24 protein-coding genes are annotated in these 21667 nt (G+C 67.0%); 17 read left to right on the forward strand and 7 right to left on the reverse strand.

Translation table 11 applies throughout. The features are described from left to right. The first annotated feature begins 1 nt into the window (after position 1). The 6 genes from ACYVJ8_RS16070 to ACYVJ8_RS16095 all read left to right on the forward strand — a co-directional run bounded on the left by ACYVJ8_RS16070 (position 2) and on the right by ACYVJ8_RS16095 (position 4521). The gene (locus ACYVJ8_RS16070; protein WP_460714241.1) at positions 2-1699 is read left to right on the forward strand and encodes a dipeptidyl-peptidase 3 family protein; all 1698 of its coding nucleotides are present in this window, start codon (positions 2-4) and stop codon (positions 1697-1699) included. Between the two features lies 1 nt (position 1700). After that, a complete protein-coding gene (locus ACYVJ8_RS16075; RefSeq protein ID WP_460714243.1) occupies positions 1701-2264 on the forward strand; it encodes a DNA-3-methyladenine glycosylase I in 564 nt (187 codons plus the stop codon). A gap of 20 nt (positions 2265-2284) precedes the next feature. Further along, positions 2285-3223, forward strand: coding sequence for an aminotransferase class IV (locus ACYVJ8_RS16080; RefSeq protein ID WP_460714245.1), 939 nt, complete (start codon positions 2285-2287; stop codon positions 3221-3223). Then, positions 3223-3960, forward strand: coding sequence for a sulfotransferase-like domain-containing protein (locus tag ACYVJ8_RS16085; protein ID WP_460714247.1), 738 nt, complete (start codon positions 3223-3225; stop codon positions 3958-3960). The genes ACYVJ8_RS16080 and ACYVJ8_RS16085 overlap by 1 nt, the downstream gene beginning before the upstream one ends. A gap of 73 nt (positions 3961-4033) precedes the next feature. Beyond that, positions 4034-4183: a hypothetical protein gene (locus ACYVJ8_RS16090; protein ID WP_460714249.1), complete on the forward strand. Its 150-nt coding sequence runs from the start codon at positions 4034-4036 to the stop codon at positions 4181-4183. A 92-nt stretch (positions 4184-4275) separates the two neighbouring features. Then, positions 4276-4521 carry a hypothetical protein gene (locus tag ACYVJ8_RS16095; protein WP_460714251.1) on the forward strand — a complete coding sequence of 82 codons (246 nt, stop codon included), beginning with the start codon at positions 4276-4278 and terminating at the stop codon, positions 4519-4521. A gap of 69 nt (positions 4522-4590) precedes the next feature. On the opposite strand, the gene ACYVJ8_RS16100 is transcribed toward ACYVJ8_RS16095, so the two are convergent. Continuing rightward, positions 4591-5721 carry a PilT/PilU family type 4a pilus ATPase gene (locus ACYVJ8_RS16100; RefSeq protein WP_460714253.1) on the reverse strand — a complete coding sequence of 377 codons (1131 nt, stop codon included), beginning with the start codon at positions 5719-5721 and terminating at the stop codon, positions 4591-4593. 29 nt (positions 5722-5750) lie between these two features. Then, complete coding sequence (locus ACYVJ8_RS16105) at positions 5751-6788, reverse strand: type IV pilus twitching motility protein PilT (RefSeq protein WP_460714255.1); 1038 nt, start codon at positions 6786-6788, stop codon at positions 5751-5753. Between the two features lie 172 nt (positions 6789-6960). Between ACYVJ8_RS16105 and ACYVJ8_RS16110 the strand changes: the two genes are divergently transcribed. The 3 genes from ACYVJ8_RS16110 (at position 6961) to ACYVJ8_RS16120 (ending at position 9109) form a co-directional block, all read left to right on the forward strand. Continuing rightward, on the forward strand, positions 6961-7656 hold the full coding sequence (locus ACYVJ8_RS16110) for a YggS family pyridoxal phosphate-dependent enzyme (protein WP_460714257.1): 696 nt from the start codon (positions 6961-6963) through the stop codon (positions 7654-7656). Between the two features lie 96 nt (positions 7657-7752). Next, on the forward strand, positions 7753-8589 hold the full coding sequence (proC, locus tag ACYVJ8_RS16115) for a pyrroline-5-carboxylate reductase (RefSeq protein ID WP_460714259.1): 837 nt from the start codon (positions 7753-7755) through the stop codon (positions 8587-8589). Between the two features lie 13 nt (positions 8590-8602). Beyond that, positions 8603-9109, forward strand: a complete 507-nt coding sequence (locus tag ACYVJ8_RS16120) for a DUF4426 domain-containing protein (RefSeq protein WP_460714261.1) — start codon at positions 8603-8605, stop codon at positions 9107-9109. Here the strand turns inward: ACYVJ8_RS16120 and ACYVJ8_RS16125 are convergent. From ACYVJ8_RS16125 to ACYVJ8_RS16135, 3 genes are read right to left on the reverse strand one after another with little or no spacing between them, the layout of a single operon-like run. Next, positions 9097-9900 carry a cobalamin-binding protein gene (locus tag ACYVJ8_RS16125; protein WP_460714263.1) on the reverse strand — a complete coding sequence of 268 codons (804 nt, stop codon included), beginning with the start codon at positions 9898-9900 and terminating at the stop codon, positions 9097-9099. The two genes, ACYVJ8_RS16120 and ACYVJ8_RS16125, sit on opposite strands and share 13 nt — an antisense overlap. A gap of 10 nt (positions 9901-9910) precedes the next feature. Continuing rightward, positions 9911-10513 carry a pyridoxamine 5'-phosphate oxidase gene (pdxH, locus tag ACYVJ8_RS16130; protein WP_460714265.1) on the reverse strand — a complete coding sequence of 201 codons (603 nt, stop codon included), beginning with the start codon at positions 10511-10513 and terminating at the stop codon, positions 9911-9913. Positions 10514-10566: 53 nt separating this feature from the next. After that, complete coding sequence (locus ACYVJ8_RS16135; protein WP_460714267.1) at positions 10567-10770, reverse strand: dodecin family protein; 204 nt, start codon at positions 10768-10770, stop codon at positions 10567-10569. A gap of 120 nt (positions 10771-10890) precedes the next feature. On the opposite strand from ACYVJ8_RS16135, the gene ACYVJ8_RS16140 reads away from it, so the two are divergent. The 4 genes from ACYVJ8_RS16140 to hemE all read left to right on the forward strand — a co-directional run bounded on the left by ACYVJ8_RS16140 (position 10891) and on the right by hemE (position 14032). After that, the gene (locus tag ACYVJ8_RS16140) at positions 10891-11460 is read left to right on the forward strand and encodes a shikimate kinase (RefSeq protein ID WP_460714269.1); all 570 of its coding nucleotides are present in this window, start codon (positions 10891-10893) and stop codon (positions 11458-11460) included. Further along, entirely contained in the window at positions 11457-12590 is a 1134-nt protein-coding gene (gene aroB, locus ACYVJ8_RS16145) for a 3-dehydroquinate synthase (RefSeq protein ID WP_460714271.1), read from the forward strand. Before ACYVJ8_RS16140 ends, aroB begins: the two co-directional genes overlap by 4 nt. Before the next feature lie 65 nt (positions 12591-12655). Then, positions 12656-12916 (forward strand): WGR domain-containing protein, encoded by a 261-nt coding sequence (locus ACYVJ8_RS16150; RefSeq protein ID WP_460714273.1) that lies wholly within the window; start codon positions 12656-12658, stop codon positions 12914-12916. A gap of 39 nt (positions 12917-12955) precedes the next feature. Next, positions 12956-14032: a uroporphyrinogen decarboxylase gene (hemE, locus tag ACYVJ8_RS16155; RefSeq protein WP_460714275.1), complete on the forward strand. Its 1077-nt coding sequence runs from the start codon at positions 12956-12958 to the stop codon at positions 14030-14032. A gap of 48 nt (positions 14033-14080) precedes the next feature. Here hemE and ACYVJ8_RS16160 read toward each other — a convergent pair whose 3' ends face one another. After that, on the reverse strand, positions 14081-17734 hold the full coding sequence (locus ACYVJ8_RS16160; RefSeq protein ID WP_460714277.1) for a two-component regulator propeller domain-containing protein: 3654 nt from the start codon (positions 17732-17734) through the stop codon (positions 14081-14083). 158 nt (positions 17735-17892) lie between these two features. Here ACYVJ8_RS16160 and ACYVJ8_RS16165 point away from each other — a divergent pair, with 158 nt between their 5' ends. From ACYVJ8_RS16165 to ACYVJ8_RS16175, 3 genes are read left to right on the forward strand one after another with little or no spacing between them, the layout of a single operon-like run. Further along, positions 17893-18591 carry a YceI family protein gene (locus ACYVJ8_RS16165; protein WP_460714279.1) on the forward strand — a complete coding sequence of 233 codons (699 nt, stop codon included), beginning with the start codon at positions 17893-17895 and terminating at the stop codon, positions 18589-18591. Positions 18592-18615: 24 nt separating this feature from the next. Beyond that, positions 18616-19224 carry a cytochrome b gene (locus ACYVJ8_RS16170; RefSeq protein ID WP_460714281.1) on the forward strand — a complete coding sequence of 203 codons (609 nt, stop codon included), beginning with the start codon at positions 18616-18618 and terminating at the stop codon, positions 19222-19224. Beyond that, the gene (locus ACYVJ8_RS16175) at positions 19214-19762 is read left to right on the forward strand and encodes a YceI family protein (RefSeq protein WP_460714283.1); all 549 of its coding nucleotides are present in this window, start codon (positions 19214-19216) and stop codon (positions 19760-19762) included. Before ACYVJ8_RS16170 ends, ACYVJ8_RS16175 begins: the two co-directional genes overlap by 11 nt. 25 nt (positions 19763-19787) lie before the next feature. On the opposite strand, the gene ACYVJ8_RS16180 is transcribed toward ACYVJ8_RS16175, so the two are convergent. Then, positions 19788-20063 (reverse strand): glutaredoxin family protein, encoded by a 276-nt coding sequence (locus ACYVJ8_RS16180; RefSeq protein WP_460714285.1) that lies wholly within the window; start codon positions 20061-20063, stop codon positions 19788-19790. Positions 20064-20207: 144 nt separating this feature from the next. Here ACYVJ8_RS16180 and ACYVJ8_RS16185 point away from each other — a divergent pair, with 144 nt between their 5' ends. Further along, positions 20208-21590, forward strand: a complete 1383-nt coding sequence (locus ACYVJ8_RS16185) for an L-serine ammonia-lyase (RefSeq protein WP_460714287.1) — start codon at positions 20208-20210, stop codon at positions 21588-21590. Positions 21591-21667: the final 77 nt, after the last annotated feature.

The following is a 21667-nucleotide window of genomic DNA, read 5'->3' on the forward strand; positions in this document are numbered from 1 at the left end:
CATGACCGCATCGAACCTTCGTCCGCTCGCACTTGGCTGTCTGGTTGCACTGGCCCTGGGTGCCTGCAAGCCGGCGCATGACGCGGCCGGGCCCACCGCAGCCGCCAAACCGGCCGCCGAGTCGTACGCACAGGCCCATGCCGGCGACTATGCAGTGGTGCCGCTCAAGGCCGATCTGTCCCATCTCGACGACAACACCCGGCGCATGGTCGCCAAGCTGGTGCAGGCCGCCGATGTCATGAACGAGCTGGCCTGGAAACAAAGCTGGAACGGCGACCGCGCCGCGTTGCTCGCCCAGGCCCCCGACGAGGCCACGCGCGCGCTGGTGAACGTCAACTTCGGCCCCTGGGACCGCCTGAACGAGGACACGCCCTTCGTCCCGGGCATCAAGCCGCGTCCGCCGGGTGGTCCGTTCTACCCGATCGATATGAGCAAGGAAGAGTTCGAGGCCGCCCCCCTGCCGGACAAGACCTCCAACTACACCGTGCTGCGTCGCGACGACGCCGGGAAGCTGATCACGGTCCCCTATCACGTCGAGTACAAGGCGGAACTCGAACACGCCGCGGCGCTGCTGCGGGAAGCGGCCGAACTCAGCGCCGACAAGACCTTCGCCGATTACCTGCGCATGCGCGCCGATGCGCTGCTGAGCGACAACTTCCGCCCCAGCGACATGGCGTGGATGGACATGAAGAGCAATCCGGTCGACATCGTCATCGGCCCGATCGAGACCTACGAAGACCAGCTGTTCGGCTACAAGGCCGCTTACGAAGGACTGGTGCTGGTCAAGGACGTGGAATGGAGCAAGAAGCTCGCGCGTTACGCCGGCTATCTGCCCGAATTGCAGCGGGGCCTTCCGGTGGATGCGAAATACAAGGCGGAAAAGCCGGGCGCCAAGGCCGACCTGAATGCGTACGCAGCCGTGTACTACGCCGGCGACGCCAACGTCGGCGCCAAGACCATCGCCATCAACCTGCCCAACGACGAGGAAGTGCAGCTGACCAAGGGCACGCGCCGCCTGCAGCTGGAGAACGTGATGCAGGCGAAGTTCGACGCCATCCTCACCCCGATCGCCAAGCAGCTGATCGCGCAGGACCAGTTGCAGCACGTGACCTTCGACGCGTTCTTCGAGGACGTGATGTTCCATGAAGTCGCGCACGGCCTGGGCATCAAGAAGACATTGGACGGCAAGGGCACGGTCGACGAGGCGCTGAAGGACTACTCCTCCAGTTTCGAGGAAGGCAAGGCCGACATCCTCGGCCTGTACATGATCGATGCGCTGAGTCAGAAGGGCGAGCTGGACAAGGCGAAGCTGATGGACAACTACGTCACCTTCCTCGCCAGCACCCTGCGTTCGGTACGCTTCGGCGCGGCCGATGCGCACGGCAAGGCCAACATGCTGCGCTTCAATTATTTCGCCGATGCCGGCGCCTTCAGCCGCGACGCCGACGGCCGCTACCGGGTCGACTTCGAGAAGATGCGCGCGGCGATGAATGCGCTCAGCGCCAAGCTGCTCACCGTGCAGGGCGATGGCGACTACGCCGAAGCCAAGCGCATGACCGACGGCATGGGCGTAATCAAGCCGGAACTCGCCGCGGACCTGGCCAAGCTCAAGGACGCGAAGATTCCGGTCGACGTGCGCTTCGAGCAGGGCCTGGACGTGCTGGGCCTGTCGCAGTACGCGACGCCGGCGACGCAGTGACATGTCTGGCTATTGCGATTTCGCCCGCGGCCATCCGCTGCACGGCCCGTACCACGACAGCGAGTACGGCTTTCCCAGCCGCGACGAGGCCGTGCTGTTCGAGCGCCTGATCCTGGAGATCAACCAGGCCGGGCTGAGCTGGGAGACGATGCTGAAGAAGCGCGACGGCTTCCGCCGCGCCTATGACGGTTTCGACGTCGACACGGTCGCCGCCTATCGCGAGCGCGACCGCGAACGCCTGCTCGCCGACACCGGCATCATCCGCAATCGCCTGAAGGTGGACGCCGCGATCCACAACGCCCAGGTAATCCGCAGGCTGCGCGATTCCCATGGCAGCTTCGCGCAATGGCTGGACGCGCATGTGATCGAGGACGGCCAGGCGCGCGACAAGGCGGGCTGGGTGAAGTTGTTCAAGAAGACTTTCCGTTTCACCGGCGGCGAGATCACCAACGAGTTCCTGATGAGCCTGGGCTATCTGCCAGGCACGCATCGCGAGGACTGTCCGGTCTACGCCGCAATCAGCGCCCTGCGGCCTCCCTGGCAGCAGGCGCGCGGCCGAGTCTGATCTTCTACCCGGGAGTTCCCATGACCCAAGGCACGCAGCACGCCGCCGACGATCCGCGCAATCTCGGCATCCTCATCTACATCAACGGCCAGATGCGGCCCCGCAACGAGGCGACGGTGTCGGTGTTCGACAGCGGTTTCGTCCTGGGCGACGGCGTGTGGGAAGGCTTTCGCGTCGTAGACGGGCATCCGGCCTTTCTCGACGCGCATCTGGATCGGCTGTACGAAGGCGCGAAGGCGATCTTGCTCGACATCGGCCTGGACCGCGCGCAATTGACCGACGCGATCTACGCGACGTTGGCGGCCAATGGCATGGAAGGGGACGGCGTGCACGTGCGGCTGATGGTTACCCGTGGCGTGAAGCGCACGCCGTACCAGGATCCGCGGGTGACGGTCGGACCGGCGACCATCGTCATCATTCCCGAGTACAAGAGCGCGTCGCAGGAAACGGCCGAACGCGGCATCTCGCTGTTCACCGTACACGTCCGCCGCGGCTATCCGGACGTGCAGGATCCCAAGCTCAACTCGCACAGCAAGCTCAACTGCATCACCGCCTGCATCCAGGCCTACACCGCCGGGGCCGACGAGGCGCTGATGCTCGATCCGCACGGCTTCGTCGCCACCTGCAACTCCACGCACTTCTTCATCGTGCGCAAGGGCGAGGTGTGGACCTCCACCGGCGATTATTGCTTGGGCGGCATCACCCGCGGCAACGTGATCGCGATCTGCCGTGAAGCCGGGATTCCGGTCTTCGAGAAGTCCTTCAGTCTCACCGATGTCTACGGCGCCGACGAGGCCTTCGTGACCGGCACCTTTGCCGGGGTCGTGCCCGTGCACACGATCGATGGCCGGCGCATCCACGACGGGCGCGGCCCGATGGTGGAGCGCCTGCAGGGGTTGTATCGCCGGCACGTTGCGCGCGACATCGCCGCACAGGCGCAACGCAGAGAGGCCCCGTGATGCAGGGGCCGGTTCGCATCGCGATGTGGTCCGGTCCGCGCAACATCTCCACCGCGATGATGCGCGCCTGGGAGAACCGCGAGGACTGCGTGGTCAGCGACGAACCGCTGTATGCGCATTATCTGGCGCATACGCAGCTCGATCACCCCGCTCGCGACGAGGTCATCGCCGCCGGCGAAACCGACTGGCGCAGGGTCGTCGCGACGCTCACCGGTCCGGCGCCGGGCGGCGCGGCGGTGTGGTACCAGAAGCACATGACGCATCACCTGCTGCCGCATATCGAGCACGGCTGGATAAGCGAGTTGCGCAACGTACTGCTCATCCGCGATCCGCGCGAAGTCGTCGCGTCCTACGTGAAATCCCGCGCGACCGTCACCGCGGAGGACATCGGCCTTCCACAACAGGTCGCGCTGTACGAAGAGCTGCGCAAGGCAGGGCAAGCGCCGCCGATCATCGACTCCGGAGCTTTCCTGCGCGCCCCGGAGGCGCACCTGTGTGCGCTGTGCGACTGGCTGGGCATCGCTTTCAGTCCACGCATGCTGAATTGGCCCAAGGGCCCGCGCGACAGCGACGGCGTCTGGGCGCCTTACTGGTACGCGCACGTCTGGGATTCCACGGGCTTCGAGGCTCCGCAGGCACGCGAGGTCACGCTCTCAGGCGACGCGGCTCGCGTCGCCGATGAATGCCGCGAAGCTTACGAACACCTGCATCGCCTCCGGTTGCACGTCGCAGCGTGAATCCGCGCCGCTGGCGCCGGCCTCACGGCGTTTGTGCTGGCATGCCCGCAACGGAGAATCGGAGGGCATCGCCATGATCCGCAAACTGCCTTCAGGCGGGTACCGGCTGTACTCGCGCAAGCCCGATCCGCGTACCGGCAAGCGCAGGAACCTGGGTACGTTCAACACACGCGCGGCGGCCGAGAAGCACGAACGCGAGGTGCAGTACTTCAAGCGGCACTGATGCCGCCGGCCGTTGTCCGGCCCTGGCCCGTCACGGCGTTTTCACACAGGTAAGACAGAGGATGCCAGAGCCGCCATTACAAGGAGTTGCATATGGGCGCTTCCAGTGCGGACAAATTTTCCTTCAAGCGACGCGACGAACTCGACACGCTCATCGACACGTTCGAGCAGGACCTGTCCACCCGTATCGACGATCTGATCGCCTACGCCAACGGCTACGCGGACACGATCCTGTCGGTGACGAGCGCTGACGACGATCAGTACGTCTGCACCCGCATCAACAGCATGCTCAAGGAGCGGGGCCTGCGGTTCGAAGCCGTGGAATCGCAGGGGACTTAGCTAGGGCCAAGAGAAAAAAGAAAGCCGGGGAAAGACCCCGGCTTCTTTGCGTTCGGCTGGACGCCTGCGTTACCGCACTTCCGCGACTTCCACGCCGTCCAGGCCCTGCGAGAGGGTCTTGACGTCGCCGCCCTGCGCCAGCTTGATGCGCAGGCGCACTTCGTTCTGCGAGTCGGCGTAGCGCAGCGCGTCTTCGTACGAGATCTCGCCGGCCTGGTACAGCTCGAACAGGCTTTGGTCGAAGGTCTTCATGCCCAGCTGCACGGATTCCTTCATCACTTCCTTCAGCTTGTGGATCTCGCCGTCGCGGATGTAGTCCTGGACCAGCGGGGTGCCGAGCAGGATTTCCATGGCGACGCGGCGGGCCTTGCCGTCCGGGGTCGGGATCAGCTGCTGCGCGACCACGCCCTTGAGGTTGAGCGAGAGGTCCATCAGCAGCTGGCCGCGACGGTCTTCCGGGAAGAAGTTGATGATGCGGTCCATCGCCTGGTTGGCGTTGTTCGCATGCAGGGTGCACAGCACCAGGTGGCCGGTTTCGGCGAAGGCGATCGCGTGGTCCATGCCCTCGCGGGTACGCACCTCGCCGATCATGATCACGTCGGGGGCCTGGCGCAGGGTGTTCTTCAGCGCCGCATCCCAGCTATCGGTGTCGATGCCGACCTCGCGCTGGGTGACGATGCAGCCTTCGTGCTTGTGCACGAATTCGATCGGGTCCTCGATGGTGATGATGTGGCCGGTCGAATTCATGTTGCGGTAGCCGATCATCGCCGCCAGCGAGGTCGACTTACCGGTACCGGTCGCGCCGACGAAGATGATGATGCCGCGCTTGGTCATCGCCAGCGTCTTGATGATCGGCGGCAGGCTCAGCTCTTCGACCGTCGGGATCTTGGTCTCGATCCGGCGCAGAACCATGCCCACCTGGTTGCGCTGGTAGAAGCACGACACACGGAAGCGGCCGACGCCGGTCACGCCGATGGCGAAGTTGCACTCGTGGGTCTTTTCGAACTCCTCGCGCTGCTGCGGCGTCATCACGTTCAGCACCAGATCGCGGCTCTGCTGCGGCGTGAGCGGGTTCTGCGTGATCGGCGAGATCTTGCCGTGGACCTTCATCGACGGCGGCATGCCGGCGGTGATGAACAAGTCCGAGGCCTTCTGATGCGCCATCAGCTTGAGGAAGGAGGTGAAGTCGATGGTGCTCATGGTGTGCTCCTGAATCCGCGGCTTTCGACTTAGTCGAACAGACGCTTGTCCTTCGCGTACATACGGGCCTGCGGCTTGAGGATCAGGCCGCGCTTGACCAGGTCCTGCAAGTGCTGATCGAGGGTCATCATTCCGTACTGCTGGCCGGTCTGGATGGCCGAGTACATCTGCGCGACCTTGTCCTCGCGGATCAGGTTACGGATCGCCGGCACGCCGACCATGATTTCCCAGGCCGCGGTACGACCGCCGCCGACCTTCTTCAGCAGGGCCTGCGAGATCACCGCGCGCAGCGACTCGGACAGCATCGAGCGCACCATCGGCTTTTCGCCGGCGGGGAACACGTCGATGATGCGGTCCACGGTCTTGGCCGCGGACGAGGTGTGCAGCGTGGCGAACACCAGGTGGCCGGTTTCCGCGGCGGTCAGCGCCAGGCGGATGGTTTCCAGGTCGCGCAACTCGCCGACCAGGATGTAGTCGGGGTCTTCACGCAGTGCCGAGCGCAGCGCCTCGTTGAAGCCGTGCGTGTCGCGGTGCACTTCGCGCTGGTTGATCAGGCACTTCTGCGAGGTGTGCACGAATTCGATCGGGTCTTCGACCGAAAGGATGTGCGCGTATTCGTTCTTGTTGACGTGGTCGAGCATCGCCGCCAGCGTGGTCGACTTGCCCGAACCGGTCGGGCCGGTCACCAGGATCAGGCCCTGCGGCTGGTCGATCAGCTCCTTGAAGATGCGCGGGCAGCCCAGGTCGTCCATGGTGAGGACTTCCGAGGGAATCGTACGGAACACCGCACCGGCGCCACGATTCTGGTTGAACGCGTTGACGCGGAAGCGCGCCAGGCCGGGGATCTCGAACGAGAAGTCGACCTCGAGGAATTCTTCGTAATCGCGCCGCTGCTTGTCCGACATGATGTCGTAGACGAGCGCGTGGACTTGCTTGTGATCGAGCGCCGGAATGTTGATGCGGCGGACGTCGCCGTCCACGCGGATCATCGGCGGCAGTCCGGCCGACAGATGCAAGTCGGACGCCTTGTTCTTGACCGAGAACGCCAATAGTTCGGCGATATCCATGCGTGCTCCCCTGCACTGCAAGTTTGTCCGGCTGACCGGAATGGTGTGAGCCGGAATGGTGGCTGCGATGTAAAGCCTAAAACTGGAACGGTTACAGCCTGCGAGGCAGTATAGCCCCCTCCCCCTGCCGTAAAACCAGCCCCCTTTTCGGGCCCGAGCGAGAACTGCGAACGTGCTCACGCACGCCCTGCACGACACCCTACACCGGATTGAAAACGCGGCCCGCACCGCCGGACGGCCAATTCCGCGGCTGTTGGCGGTCAGCAAGACCCAGTCGGCGGAGGCGATCGCTCAACTCGCCGCCCAGGGCCAGCGCGCCTTCGGCGAGAACTATGTGCAGGAAGCCCTGGGCAAACAGGCGCCTTTGGCCGGCCTGCGGTTGCCGCCTCCCGACCTCGAGTGGCATCTGATCGGGCACCTGCAGTCCAACAAGGCCGCGCAGGCCGCGCAACACTTCGACTGGGTCCAGAGCGTGGATCGGGAACGCCTGGTCACGGCGCTGAACAGGCATCGTCCGCCTGAACGGGCACCGCTCGACGTACTCATTCAGGTGAACATCGACGACGAGGCGAGCAAGCACGGATGCCCGCCGGACGCAGCCGCGGCGCTCGCCGCGCTGATCGCCGCCCAGCCGCGCCTGCGCCTGCGCGGGCTGATGCTGATTCCCACACCGCACACCGACATCGAGATGCGCCGGCCCGCCTTCCGCGCCGCGCGCCAATTGTTCGAGCGCCTCTCGGTGGAGCATGCCGGGATGGACACCTTGTCGATGGGCATGAGCGACGACCTGGAGATCGCCATCGCCGAAGGCGCGACGATGGTGCGCGTCGGTACCGCGCTGTTTGGTGCACGTCCGCACCGGCCGTGAGGCCGCGCCCGTGAGTTCCGGATGCGCACGGACTTCGCGCATCGGCGGCCGCAAGCTACGATGCCGCGATTGCCACTGAACGGTTCACTCGCGCCGATGACCTCGCCTTCCTTCGCTTCCGGCACCGTCGCCTTCATCGGCGGCGGCAACATGGCCCGCAGCCTGATCGGCGGCCTGGTTGCCCGCGGTGTGCCGGCCACCGCGATTCGCGTCGCCGAACCGGTGCCCGAACTGCGCGACGCCCTGGCACGCGACTTCGGCATCCACAGCTTCACCGACAACACGACTGCGACGGCGAATGCCACGACCTGGGTGCTCGCGGTCAAGCCGCAGGTCATGCGCGCCGTCTGCGAAGCCCTGGCAGCGTCCGCGCAGGCGACGCGTCCATTGGTGGTGTCGATCGCCGCCGGCATTACCGCGGCGCAGCTGGAACGCTGGCTCGGCGGCAATATCGCGGTGGTACGCGCGATGCCCAACACTCCCTCCCTGCTCGGCGCCGGCGTGACCGGCTTGTACGCCAACACGCGCGCCGACACGGCGCAACGCAGGCAGGCGGAAGATCTGCTGGAAGCCGCCGGCAAGAACGTCTGGCTCGACGAGGAGTCGCTGATGGACGCGGTCACCGCCGTGTCGGGCAGCGGACCGGCCTACGTTTTCCTGCTGGCCGAAGCGATGCAGGCGGCCGGCGAAGCCGAAGGCCTGTCCGGCGAAGCGGCACGCACGCTGGTACAGCAGACCATCCTCGGCGCCGCACGCATGCTGATCGAGAACGACGAGATGCCGTCGGAGCTGCGCCGCCGCGTGACCTCGCCCGGCGGCACCACGCAGGCGGCGATCGAAACCTTCGAAGCCGGCCGTTTTCGCGAACTGGTGGCGCGCGCCATCCGCGCCGCGACCGAACGCGGCCAGCAACTCTCGGCCGCGAACGATTGAACCGGAGGCTGCCATGAACCGTCCCACGCGCGCATTGCCCATACTCGCACTGACGCTGGCGGTGATGTTGTCGGCGTGCGGCGGCGGCGGATCACCTGCTCCCGCGGCACCCGCCGCCCCAGCGCGCGAAGAAGCGATAAGCCGCGTGGGCGACATCACCATCCGTGCGACCGCCGTGCCCACCGCCTCGCTGGATGCGGAAGTGGCGCGCAACTACGGCATCGCCCGCGACGAACGCACGATCCTGTTGCTGGTCGGCGTGCGCAAGGGCGAAGGCGCGCAGGAAACCTCGCTGCCGGCCAGCATCACCGCGACCGCGACCAACCTCAGCGGACAGCGGCAACCGGTCGCGTTGCGCGAACTGCGCAGCGGCGGCACCGATCCCAGCCAGGCGCTGCTCGACTATGTCGGCACGGTCGAAACCAGCCTGCCCGATACGCTGCGCTTCGATCTGGTGATCGTGCCGGAAGGCGGCGCGAGTTCGACGATGCAATTCAGTCGCGAGTTTTATCCGCGCTGAGCTGCCCAGCGGCGAATATGCGCCGCGATTTCCGTCACGCCGTCGGTCAGCGCCGCCGGTCCCGGCTGCAGGATCACGGGTGACTTGATCTCGTGTAGTTCGCCATCGCGCACCGCGGGAATGGCGTTCCAGCCAGGCCGCGCCGCGACCTTTTCCGGACGGAATTTCTTGCCGCACCACGAACCGAAGATGAGATCCGGCGCGCGGCGCACGACTTCGTCGCCATCTTCGAGGATGCGCTGCTTGGCCAGAGACTCCGCCGCACGCTCCGGAAAAATGTCGTCGCCGCCGGCGATGCGGATCAGTTCGGCCACCCAGCGGATGCCGGTGATCAGCGGCTCGTCCCATTCCTCGAAGTACACCTTGGGGCGCTGAGACAGCGCGGCCGCCTCGCGTTCGATCGCCGCAAGCTTGCGTGCAAGCTCGTCCGCGTACGCATCGGCCTTGTTCGCGGCGCCCACCAGCGCACCCAAGCGGCGGATGTAATCGAGGATGCCGTCGACGCTGCGGTGGTTGCTGATCCACACCTCGACGCCGTGGCGGATCAGCGCCGCGGCGATGTCGGCCTGGATATCCGAAAAGCCGATCACGAAATCCGGCTGCAGCTTGAGGATTTCGTCGATCTTCGCCGAAGTGAACGCACTGACTTTCGGCTTCTCCCGGCGCGCCGCCGGCGGGCGCACGGTGAACCCGCTGATGCCGACGATGCGATGCTGCTCGCCGAGCGCGTACAGGACTTCGGTAGGCTCCTCGGTGAGGCAGACGATGCGCTGCGGACCCACAGCTCTCATGGGCAAGCCCTCACGGATACAACATCCGCTTGCCCCATTCGCCCGCGCGGTTGCGCTCGTACAGCCAGCGCTCGTGCAGACGGAAGTCGGCGCCGTACCAGAACTCGATCTTCTCCGGCTTCACCCGCAATCCGCCCCAGCGCGGGGGACGCGGTACTTCGCGGCCCTCGAACTCGGCCTCGGCCTTGGCCAGGCGCTGTTCGAAGGTCTCGCGCGAATCCAGCGTCTCCGACTGCTTCGACGCCCAGGCGCCCAGCTGGCTGCCGCGCGGACGGCTGGCGAAATACGCGTTGGCCTCCGCATCGGCGACGATCTCGACGGCGCCTTCGACGCGCACCTGCACGCCGTCGCGGACACGCGGCCAATGGAACAGCAGCGCGGCATGCGGATTGGCCTGCAGCTCGCGCCCCTTGCGGCCGTCCAGGTGGGTGTAGAAGACGAAACCACGCGGATCGTGTGCCTTCAACAGCACGGTCCGCGCCGACGGCCGGGCATCGAGCCCCGCCGTGGCGACGATCATGGCGGTGCGGTCGGGTTCGCCGGCCGACAGCGCTTCGGCGAACAACTGGTCGAAGGTCGCCAGGGCTTCGGCATAAGCGGGATGGACGTTCATCCCGTAATTGTCGCGGTCCGGACGACGACTGTCATCCGCGCGGCGGGCCGCGCCTACTGCACCACGAAGGTGACGCGCAGGTTGACCCGCCATTCGGTCACGTTGCCGCTGTCGTCGGTGACGACCTTGATCTCGTTGACCCACGCGCCCTTGATGTTCTTGACCGATTCGGCGCATTTCTTCAGACCCGCCTTCACCGCGTCTTCCATGCTGGTCTTGGAGGCGGCGTTGAGTTCGATGATCTTGGCGACGGACATGGCGACTCTCCTTGCCCTGGGCGGGCGTGGTGCCGGCGGGCACCGGCAAATGCGAAGCGGGCATGACGAAAGCCCCGACGCTACGCCGCGTTTCGTTAAGCCGGCGGCTAGAATCGCGGCATGAATCCCGCCCGCAACCTGATCCTCGTCGGCCCCATGGGCGCCGGGAAAACCAGCGTCGGCGAGCGCCTGGCGCGGCAGTTCGGGTTGCGACTGGTCGACGCCGACCGGGAGATCGAGCGCGCGGCGAGCGCGAGTGTCGCCGAGCTGTTCGCGCGCGAAGGCGAAGCGGGCTTCCGCGCTCGCGAGCGAGCGATGCTGGCCGCGCTGCTGCGCGACGAAGACCTCCTGCTGTCCACCGGCGGCGGCTGCGTCCTCGATGCCGACAATCGCAGGCTGCTGCGCGCGCGCGGCTTCGTCGTGCATCTGCACGCCGGCGTCGAGCAGCAGTTGGCCCGTCTCGCCGGCGATGACACCCGCCCCTTGCTCGCCCGGCCGGACCGCGAACAGGTGCTGCACGAACTCGCCGCCGCGCGCGCACCGTATTACGCGGAGGTGGCCGATCTCGTCTTCGACACCGATGGGCTCGATGCCGAGACCGCCACGGTGCAGTTGGCCGCCCTGCTCGCACAACGCTGGCAGCGCCCTGCGGGCCAGCCCACACCCGGCCGACACGGAGCCGCCGCATGAACCTGCTGCATCACGCCACGCACCGCACCGTGGACGTCGCCGGTGACGCGCCCTACGCGATCACCATCGGCCCCGGTCTGCTGGACGCAGCCAACGCGGCGAATGCCAAACGCCTCGCCGCCGTGTTGCGCGGCCGCCACGCGCTGATCGTCAGCGACGACCACGTCGCACCGCTCTACATGGAGCGCGTCGCCGCCCTGCTGCATGCGGCCAAGCCGCCACTCTCGCTGTCGCGCTGGATCATGCCGGCGGGCGAACAGGAGAAGACGCTGGCCCGCTTCGGCGAATGCCTGGACGCGCTGGCGACGCTGGGCGCCACGCGCGATGCCACCGTGGTCGCGCTCGGCGGCGGCGTGGTCGGCGACCTCGCCGGTTTCGCCGCGGCCTGCTGGATGCGCGGCATCGATTGCGTGCAACTGCCGACGACGCTGCTGGCGATGGTCGATTCCTCCGTCGGCGGCAAGACCGCGGTCGACCTCCCGCACGGCAAGAATCTCGTCGGCGCCTTCCATCCGCCGCGCGCGGTGATCGCCGACACCGCCGTGTTGCGCACGCTGCCCGAGCGCGAGCTGCGCGCCGGCCTGGCCGAGGTGGTCAAGTACGGCGCGATCTTCGATGCCCACTTCCTGACCTGGCTCGAGGCCCACGCCGACGCGTTGCTGGCGCGCGACGACGACGCGCTGACCGAGGCCATCGCCCGCTCGTGCGAATTCAAGGCCGACGTGGTCGCCCGCGATCCCTACGAGCGCGGCCACCGCGCCCTGCTCAACTTCGGCCACACCTTCGGCCATGCGATCGAAGCCGAACAGGGCTACGCCGGCACCGGCCGCGACGCACTCAATCATGGCGAAGCCGTCGCGGTGGGCATGGTCCTGGCGGCCCGGCTGTCGACCCTGCTGGAACTCGCCGCCGCGGAAGACGGGGACCGGTTGCAGGCCCTGCTGGAACGCCTCGGCCTGCCGACCCGCGTGCCGGCCGGCCTGGACGCACGGCGCCTGATCGCCCGCATGCACCTGGACAAGAAGGCCGATGCCCATGGCCTGCGCTTCATCCTTTGGGACCAGCCCGGCAGCGCGCGGGTGGTGACCGGCGTGGCCGAAGACACCGTGCGCGCCGTGCTCGAAGCGTAGTCGGAACACGCCGTCGCGGCGCGTAGCGCGGGCCTCGACCCCCGTATGGCTACAATGCGCGTCCCATGCGTCTCCTCCTGCAACAACGTCCCCAGGGTCACGAAGCCCCGCGCTTCGTGCAGCTGATGCTGCAGCCAGACCTGCTGGGCGGCTGGGAGCTGGTGCGCGAAACCGGCCAGATCGGCGGCCGCAGCACCGTGCGCCGGGAAGTCTTCCTCGATCAGGCCAGCGCGCTGGCGGCGCTCGAACACGCCCGCGATCAGCAGCTCAAGCGCGGCTTCCAACTGATGTTCGCCCAAGGCGTGGAAGCACCTGGTCCGCGATAACGATTCGGCGACAAATTCCAAGCAAAAAGAAACAGGTCCATGTCCCCCCCCCCCCTCAAGAACGATCGCTTCCTCCGCGCGCTGCGCCGCGAGTCCGTCGACCGCACGCCGGTCTGGCTGATGCGCCAGGCCGGGCGTTACCTGCCCGAGTACCGCGCCACGCGCGCGCAGGCCGGCAGCTTCCTGGCGATGGCCAAGAATCCCGAGCTGGCCTGCGAAGTCACGCTGCAACCGCTGCGCCGCTTTCCGCTGGATGCCGCGATCTTGTTCTCCGACATCCTGACCGTGCCCGATGCGATGGGCCTGGGCCTGTACTTCGCCGAAGGCGAGGGCCCGAAGTTCGAACGCCCCATCCGCTCCGCCGCCGACATCGAACGCCTGGCCGTGCCGGACATGGAAACCGATCTGCGCTACGTCATGGACGCGGTGCGCACGATCCGCCGCGAACTCGACGGCTCTGTGCCGCTGATCGGCTTCTCCGGCTCGCCGTGGACGCTGGCCTGCTACATGGTGGAGGGCGGCGGCAGCGACAATTATTCGAAGGTGAAGTCGCTCGCGCTCAACGAACCGGCCGCGATGCACAAGCTGCTCGACGTGGTCACCGACGCCGTCATCGCCTATCTGTCCGCGCAGCACCAGGCCGGCGCGCAGGCGTTGCAGGTGTTCGACACCTGGGGCGGCGTGCTGTCGCCGTCGATGTACCGCGAGTTCTCGCTACGCTACCTGCAGCGCATCGCGCAGGCATTGCCACGCGGCGCGGGCGCTGAGCGCGCGCCGCTCATCCTCTTCGGCAAGGGCAATGCGCCCTACGTCGAAGAGCTGGCGGCCAGCGGCGCCGAAGCCGTGGGCGTGGACTGGACGATCGAACTGGGCGATGCCGCACGCCGCATCGGCGGCAAGGTCGCGCTGCAGGGCAATCTCGATCCGGTCACCCTCTATGCCGAACCCGAAGCCATCCGCCGCGAAGTCGGCCGTGCGCTCGACAGCTATCGCGACGGCAACGGCGGTTCGCGCGAAGGTCATGTCTTCAATCTGGGCCATGGCTTGTCGCCGGACATGAAGCCCGAACATGTCGCCGCGCTGGTGGACGCCGTGCACGAACTCAGCGCACGCTGAGCTTGTGCAGGAAGCGAACGAAGCCGCACGCTTCGTTCGCTTCAACCCTCAGAACGCCACGGGTTGCGCGGGATCCAGCTGCGTTTCCCCGGCTGCGCGTGCATGCCCGGGCACCGCGCGTTCGAGCAACGCGGAAAGCATCGCCAGCGTCATCGGCTTGCGGATGAAGTAATCGAAACCGGCGTCGAAAGCATCCGGCTCCGCACCGGCGTCGGCGCGCGCGGTCACGGCGATGAGCGGAGCCGCGAAGCCTTGGATGCGCAGTTGCCGCGCGAGCGCAAGGCCGTCCATTCCCGGCAGGTCCAGATCCAGCAGCGCCGCATCGAACGGGATAGTGACCGCTGCGGTGAGCGCCGCCAGGCCGTGCGCCACATGCACCACGTGGTGACCCTGCAGACGTAGCATCCCCGTCAACACTTCGGCGATGGTCGGATCGTCTTCCACCAGCAGCAGGGACAGGCTGCGGCGCAGCCCCGTCGCATGTGCCTGGCCCTCTTCTCTCGCCGAAACGGCGACTGCCACCGTAGTCGGTAGCGGCAGGTCTACGCGGAAGCGCGTGCCTTCGCCCGGCGCGCTGTCGATCTCGATTCGCCCGCGCATCGCCGCGGCGAGTTCCTGGCTGATCGCCAGACCCAGCCCGCTGCCGCCGTAGCGCGCACGGGTGCGCGCGCCATCGGCTTGTTCGAAGCGGCGGAACAGACGCGACTTCTGCTCGGCATTGAGCCCGGGGCCGGTGTCGGTCACTTCGAAGCACACCCCTTCCTGCGCCGAGCGCGTGACGCCGAGCGTGACGCGGCCCTGCTCGGTGAACTTGACCGCGTTGCCGAGCAGGTTGAGCAGGATTTGCCGCACGCGCGCGGCATCGCCGCGCAGATGGCGCGGCGCTTCCTCGGCGATGGTCATCGCGAAACCCAGGCCGCGCTGCCGTGCCAGCGGTCCGGTCAGCGCCGCCAGTTCCTCCATCAGCGCATGCAGATCGAAGGCTTCGTCCGCCAGCTCGAGCTTGCCCGAGTCGATGCGCGCCAGATCGAGCGCGTCGTTGACCAGCCGCAGCAGATGCTCGCCGGCACCGCGGATCGCGCCGACATAACCGCGCTGCTGCGGATTGAGCGAAGTGCCCAGCAACAGCTCGCTCATACCGAGCACGCCGGTCATCGGCGTACGGACTTCGTGGCCGAGCATAGCGAGGAAGCGGGTCTTCGCGTCCGAGGCCTGTTCGGCGAGTTCGCGTTTTTGTTGCGCCAGTTGCCAGGAGTGCCTGCGCTTGAGCCGCTGCCGGTACGCGTTGGCAACGAAGCCCAGCAGCCCGGCGCCGGCCAGGACGAAGATTGCGCCCGCCCACCACGTACGCCACCACGGCGGCAACACCTGGAAGGCGATGGTCTGCACTGGCGACCACAGGTTGTCCGCGGTGCGCGCCTGCACGTCGAGCCGATAGCTACCCGGCTTGAGGCGCGAGAAGACGCGCTCGCCCGAATGACCGGTTTCGACCCAGCCGTTGTCGTACCCCCCCAGGCGGAAGCGGTAACGGTGGTTGTGCGCGTCGTCGAACGACAGCAGGCGCGCGACGAAGCGGATGTCGCGGGCGTCCGGCGCGATTTGGATCTGGCTCTGCGGCGCGAACGCCTCGGTATCGTCGCCATCCAGCGCGGCCACCGATTCGATCACCAGGCGCGGAGGCGTCCCACCCTCCTTCACCGCCATCGGATCGAAGATCACCAGCCCCTCATTGAGGCCGGCAAGGATGCGGCCGTCGCCGGGACGCATGACCGGTGCAGTTTCGAACTCCTGGCCGGGCAGGCCATCGTGGGCGCCATAGATGCGCACCGAACGCTTGCCCGGATCGAGCCGGATGAGGCCGCGCACGCTGGTGAGCCACAGACACCCGCTGAGATCCAGGGCCAGGCCGTTGGGTTCCAGCGCCGGAAAGCCATCGCGCGTGTCGATCGCGGTTTCCAGCGTCAGCGTCGCGCCGTCCCAGCGATAAGACTCAACCGCGCCGAAACGGGCGAGCCAGACACGGTCCTTCGCCGCTTGGACGAAACCGTACACGGGCCGCTGCGGCGCACCTGGAATGGACTGGAAGCGCTTCGTGCCCGCGTTCCAGGTAAGCAAGCCCTGCGCGTCGGCGAGCCATAACGCGCCATCGGGCCCGCGCCCGATCTGTTCGATGTAGAGGTCGGCCGGCAAACCGGCCTGGCCGGGCGACAAGGTGCGCAGCACGCGACCATCGTTTTCATCGCGCAACTGCACGCCGCGTTCGGTGGCGATCCAGACGATACCGTCGCCGGTCTGGGCGAAGCGTGCTTCGCCGAACAGCGAGGCATCGTGCGCATCGCCATCGCTCCAGCGGGTGATCGCGCCGCTGGCGGGTTCCACGCGCGCCAGGCCGAGCTGCCAGCTCGTCCACACATGGCCGCGGCGATCCTCGAACACACCGGAAAGCCCATAGCCGTTGCCGACATCGCGCGCGACATGCACGGCCTTGCCGGTCTCCGGGTTGAGGCGATCGAGCGTGCTACCGCTGCCCACCAGCCACATGCCGCCATCGGCCGCCGGCGCGATGCCGCGCACCTGCGCGTTGGCGATCGAATCGGCCGCATCGGCGCGCTGCGACAGCACCGAGAAGCGGCGCCAGTTCGTCGGCAGATACCACAGGCCGTTGTCAGAGCTCAGAAACCACAGGCCGCCTTCGCGGTCCTCGTGCGCACCGACCCATGATGGGCTCACCAGGCCATTCGCGGCCGCGCTGTAGAGCGGCACCGTTTCGCCGTCGCCGCCCATGCCCAGTCCTGCCGGGATGTCGAGCCAGTACTGCCCGCTGCGATCGCGCGACAAGACCCGCCGCACTTTGGTGGCGCCGGCATCGCCCCACGGGGAACGCGCATAGCTGCCGTCCGGACGTCGCAGGCTGACGCCTCCCGGAGTGCCGATCCACAGCCGGCCATCGCGTTCGACCGTCAAGCTGTTCACTACGGACGAGTTCAATGCATCGGCGGGCAAGCGCTCGAAATCGCGACCGGTCCAGCGCGCGACACCACCCTGAGTGCCGATCCACAGCGTGCCGTCCGGCGCCATGGCCAGGGCCCGAACGCTGGCGCTGGGCAGGCTGCGCGGATCGCGGGCGCGTGGCATGAAACGGGACACCGATTTGCCATCCGCGGCGATCCGATACAGACCGGCTTCGGTGGTGCCGAACCAGATCGCGCCATCCGCAGTCGATACGACCGCACTGACATCGTCGCTCGCCATCGCCGGCGTGTTGCCGCGGTGGTAGTAGCGGAACTGCCGCCGCTGCGCGTCGAACACGCCCAGGCCGGCCTGATGCGTACCGAACCAGACGCGATTGGCGGCATCGACGTGAACTGCCCACACGACGTTGTCGTGCAGCCCCTGTTCGACCCGCCAGGTGCGGAAGTCGACGCCGTCGTAGCGCGCCAGTCCGTCGCTGGTAGCGATCCACAGATAGCCGGCGCGGTCCTCGGCCATGCCGTTGATGCGATTCGACGGCAGGCCGTCGCGCACCGTGAGTTGTCGCAGCCGCGGCGTTTCCGGCAAGCCGGCACGCGCGGTCGGCGCCAGGCCCGCGGCCAGCGCGATCGCGACCACGATCGCGAACCCCCACTTCGCACTTCCTGTTCCTGTGGCACGGAGGCAGCGCGGAACGACGCGCACCGCCAGTGCCCTAACGGCTCCTGCCATGGTTGCTCCCCCCGGATTCCCCGCCGCTAGGCTCGACGAAGCCGCAGCCGACTGCAAGTCACTCGCTTCGTTCAGCGCCGGAAGCTCAGGATCAGGGCCTCTAGAACCAATCACCCTAGAATTGCTATCCATGTGAAAGCACATTCAGCGAGGTCGCCATGCCGCACCGCGTACTCAGCATCCTGATCACGAGCCTCCTGGCCGCATGGCCGGCCCTGGCATCGGCGGCGCCGGAGACTTACACCATCGACCCGGTGCACACACGCGTCGTCTTCATGGTCAGCCATGCCGGTTTCTCGCACGCGATGGGCGCGATTTCCGGCAGTTCCGGCACGCTCCGTTTCGATCGCGACGACTGGCGCAGTGCGCAGCTCGACGTTACGGTGCCGGTCACCCGCCTGGACTTGGGCGACGCGAAATGGAACGACGCGGTGCTGGCCTCCAACCTGCTCGACGGCAAGCGCTATCCGCAGGCCCGTTTCATCTCCGGCGACGTCCAGGGCGTCGACGCTGATCACGCCAAGGTCTGCGGCGATCTCACCCTGCACGGCACGACCGCGCCGGTCTGCCTGGAGGTGACGTTCAACCAGCTCAAGCGCCATCCGCTGCCGCCGTTCCATCGCACGGCCGGCTTTTCCGCGACGGCGACGCTGAGCCGCAAGGCGTTCGGCATCACCACGTGGCCGACCGTGATCGGTGACGAGGTCAAACTGGTGATCGAAGCCGAGGCGGCGCGCCAGCGCGACAACGGCAAGACCGAGGAAGCCGCGCCCGAGGCTCCTGAGAATGCCAACGAAATCCAGACCCAAAGTAAACCCGAAACCGAACCTGTTCCCGTCCCGCCCCCCTCTCACTAACGAGCCCCTCCTCGAGACCCGACCATGACCTGGAAGAACAGCAACGACCGCTGGGGAGCCGTGAGCCAGCTACTACACTGGCTGATCGTGCTGATGATCCTTGGCCTGGGCACCGTCGGGTTGCTGATGACGGAGATGCGCAATAGCCCCGACAAGATCCAGCTCTATCTGCTGCACAAGTCGTTCGGTCTCACAGTGATGGCACTGATGGCGCTGCGCCTGCTGTGGCGTGTGTATGCAGGCGCGCCGCGGCCGGTGGCCGGCACGCCGCACTGGCAGGAGCGGATCGCATCGCTCACCCATGCCGCGCTGTACCTGCTGGTCTTCGCCATGCCGATCAGCGGCTGGGTGCTGAATTCCGCTTCGGGCTTCCCGCTGCGCTGGTTCAACCTGTTCAACCTGCCGGCGATCACGGCCAAGAACCCATCGCTGCACGAGCTCGCGGTGGAGGTGCACGAGTGGCTGTTCTGGACGCTGATCGCCGTGGCGCTCGTGCATGCGGCCGCCGCGATCTACCACCACGTCTTCCAGCACGACGCCACGCTCGCGCGCATGTTGCCGCGCGGCTGGCTGCGCGCCCCCGGAGCCGTTACCCACTCCCCCGTTGTCGAGGAACGTCGCGATGTCGCCTAAGTCCCTTCTTCTCGCCGCGCTACTGCTGGCGCCCTGCGCCCACGCTGCGGATTACACGCAGGCGCCCGGTTCCGTGCTCGCCTTCGCCGGCACCTACCAGGGCGAAGCGTTCACCGGGCGCTTCCCGGGCTTCGTCAGCAAGTTCTCCTTCGATCCCGCGCAACTGGCGACGGCGAAGCTCGACGTCACCATCCCGCTGGCGACCGCAAGCACCGGCAACAGCGACTACGACGGCGAGATGCGCGGCAATTCGTTCTTCAACGCAGCGAAGTTTCCGCAGGCGCGCTACACGGCGACGAAGTTCCGTGCGCTGGGCGGCAACAAGTACGTGGCCGACGGCATGCTGAGCCTGCACGGCGTGAGCAAGCCGGTCACCCTGGCCTTCACCTGGACACCCGGCGCGAAGCCGGTGCTGGCCGGCAAGGCGACGGTGAGGCGGCTCGACTTCGGCGTGGGCGAAGGCGATTGGGCCGACACCTCATTGATCCCGAACGAGATCGCGGTGAGCACCAAGGTCATCTTCGCCGCCGCGAAGTAAGGCGCCGCGCGGCCGCCATGCCGCGCTACGTTGCGGAGGGGGCGCCGCTGCGCAGCGCGCCGCCCGCCAGCCATGCACGGAGCTCGTCCGCGCCGAACGGCCAGTCGAGCTCCGCGCCGCTACCCGCATCGCGCAGCACCGGCACACGGGTGCCGTAGCGCGCTTCCAGCGCATCGTCGCCATCGATGAAGACGCTGTCGAATTCGGGCGCCCGCGCCAGCGCCAGCACCTCCAGGGCCAGGTCGCACAGGTGGCAGTCGTCGCGCTGGTAGAGGACTAGCGAAGGGATCGGCGAAGCCATGGTCGGGTTTTGCGGGCTAGATACGGCGGCTGGGCACGCCGGTTGGATACGCCGGCGAATAGTGAATACGCAAGGGCACCCCCGCGCGGGAGGCATAGAATAGGCGTATTCACGCAGCCGTCTGGCGCGTCTTCCGGAATCATCATGGCTGTCAGCACTTTCGACTTGTTCAAGATCGGCGTCGGGCCGAGCTCCTCACATACCGTGGGCCCGATGCGCGCGGCCTGCCGCTTCGCGCAGAAATGGCTGGAGGAGAACGGCAACCTGGAACGCACCGCGCGTGTCCGCTCGGAAGTGTTCGGCTCGCTGGCGCTGACCGGCCGCGGCCATGGCACGGACAAGGCCGTGCTGATGGGCCTGGAAGGCCACCTGCCCAATCAGATCGACCCGGACGTCATTCCCGACGCACTGGCGCGCATCCGCAGTGAAAAGAAGATCCGCCTGCTCGGCAAGCACGAGATCGCCTTCGACGAGAAGAACGATCTGATCATGAACAAGCGGCAGAAGCTGCCGTTCCACACCAACGGCATGCGCTTCAGCGCCTACGACGCGAACGGCGAAATACTTGCCACGCGCGACTACTACTCGGTCGGCGGCGGTTTCGTCGTCAATCAGGACGAAGCGGCGGAAGACCGCATCGTCGCCGATACGACCGAACTGCCCTACCCGTTCCACAGTGGCGCCGAACTGCTGCAGCAGTGCGAGACGCATGGCATGACCATGGCCCAGCTGATGTTCGCCAACGAACACGCCTGGCGCTCGGGTCCGGAAATCCGCGACGGCCTGCGCGAGCTCTGGACGGCGATGCAAGCCTGCGTCGCCCGCGGCATCCGCGAGGAAGGCACGCTCCCGGGCGGCCTGCATGTCGCCCGCCGTGCGCCCTCGCTGTACAACGAACTCTCCACGCGCCCGGAAGCGGCGATGCGCGACCCGCTCACCGTGCTCGACTGGGTCAACCTCTACGCGCTCGCCGTCAACGAGGAGAACGCCGCCGGCGGCCGCGTCGTCACCGCGCCCACCAACGGCGCGGCCGGCATCATTCCCGCGGTGCTGCACTACTACGACCGGTTCTGCCCGAGCGCCAACGAGCAGGGCGTGTTCGACTTCCTGCTGACCGCGGCCGCGGTCGGCATCCTCTATAAGGAAAACGCCTCGATCAGCGGCGCCGAAGTGGGCTGCCAGGGCGAAGTCGGCGTGGCCTGTTCGATGGCGGCGGCCGGCCTGACCGCCGCGATCGGCGGCACGCCCGGCCAGATCGAGAACGCCGCCGAGATCGGCATGGAGCACAACCTCGGCCTGACCTGCGACCCGATCGGCGGCCTGGTGCAGATCCCCTGCATCGAGCGCAATGCGATGGGCTCGGTCAAGGCGATCAATGCCTCGCGCATGGCCATGCGCGGCGACGGCAAGCACAAGGTGTCGCTGGACAAGGTCATCAAGACCATGCGCGACACCGGCCGCGACATGCAGGACAAGTACAAGGAAACCTCGCGAGGCGGCCTCGCCGTCAACGTGATCGAATGCTGAGCTTGGCCGCCACGCGCATGGACGGGCAGAAAAATGAAAACGTCTGGAGGAAGGCGGCGAGAATGGAAGCATCCAGT

The organism is Lysobacter terrae (assembly GCF_054782215.1).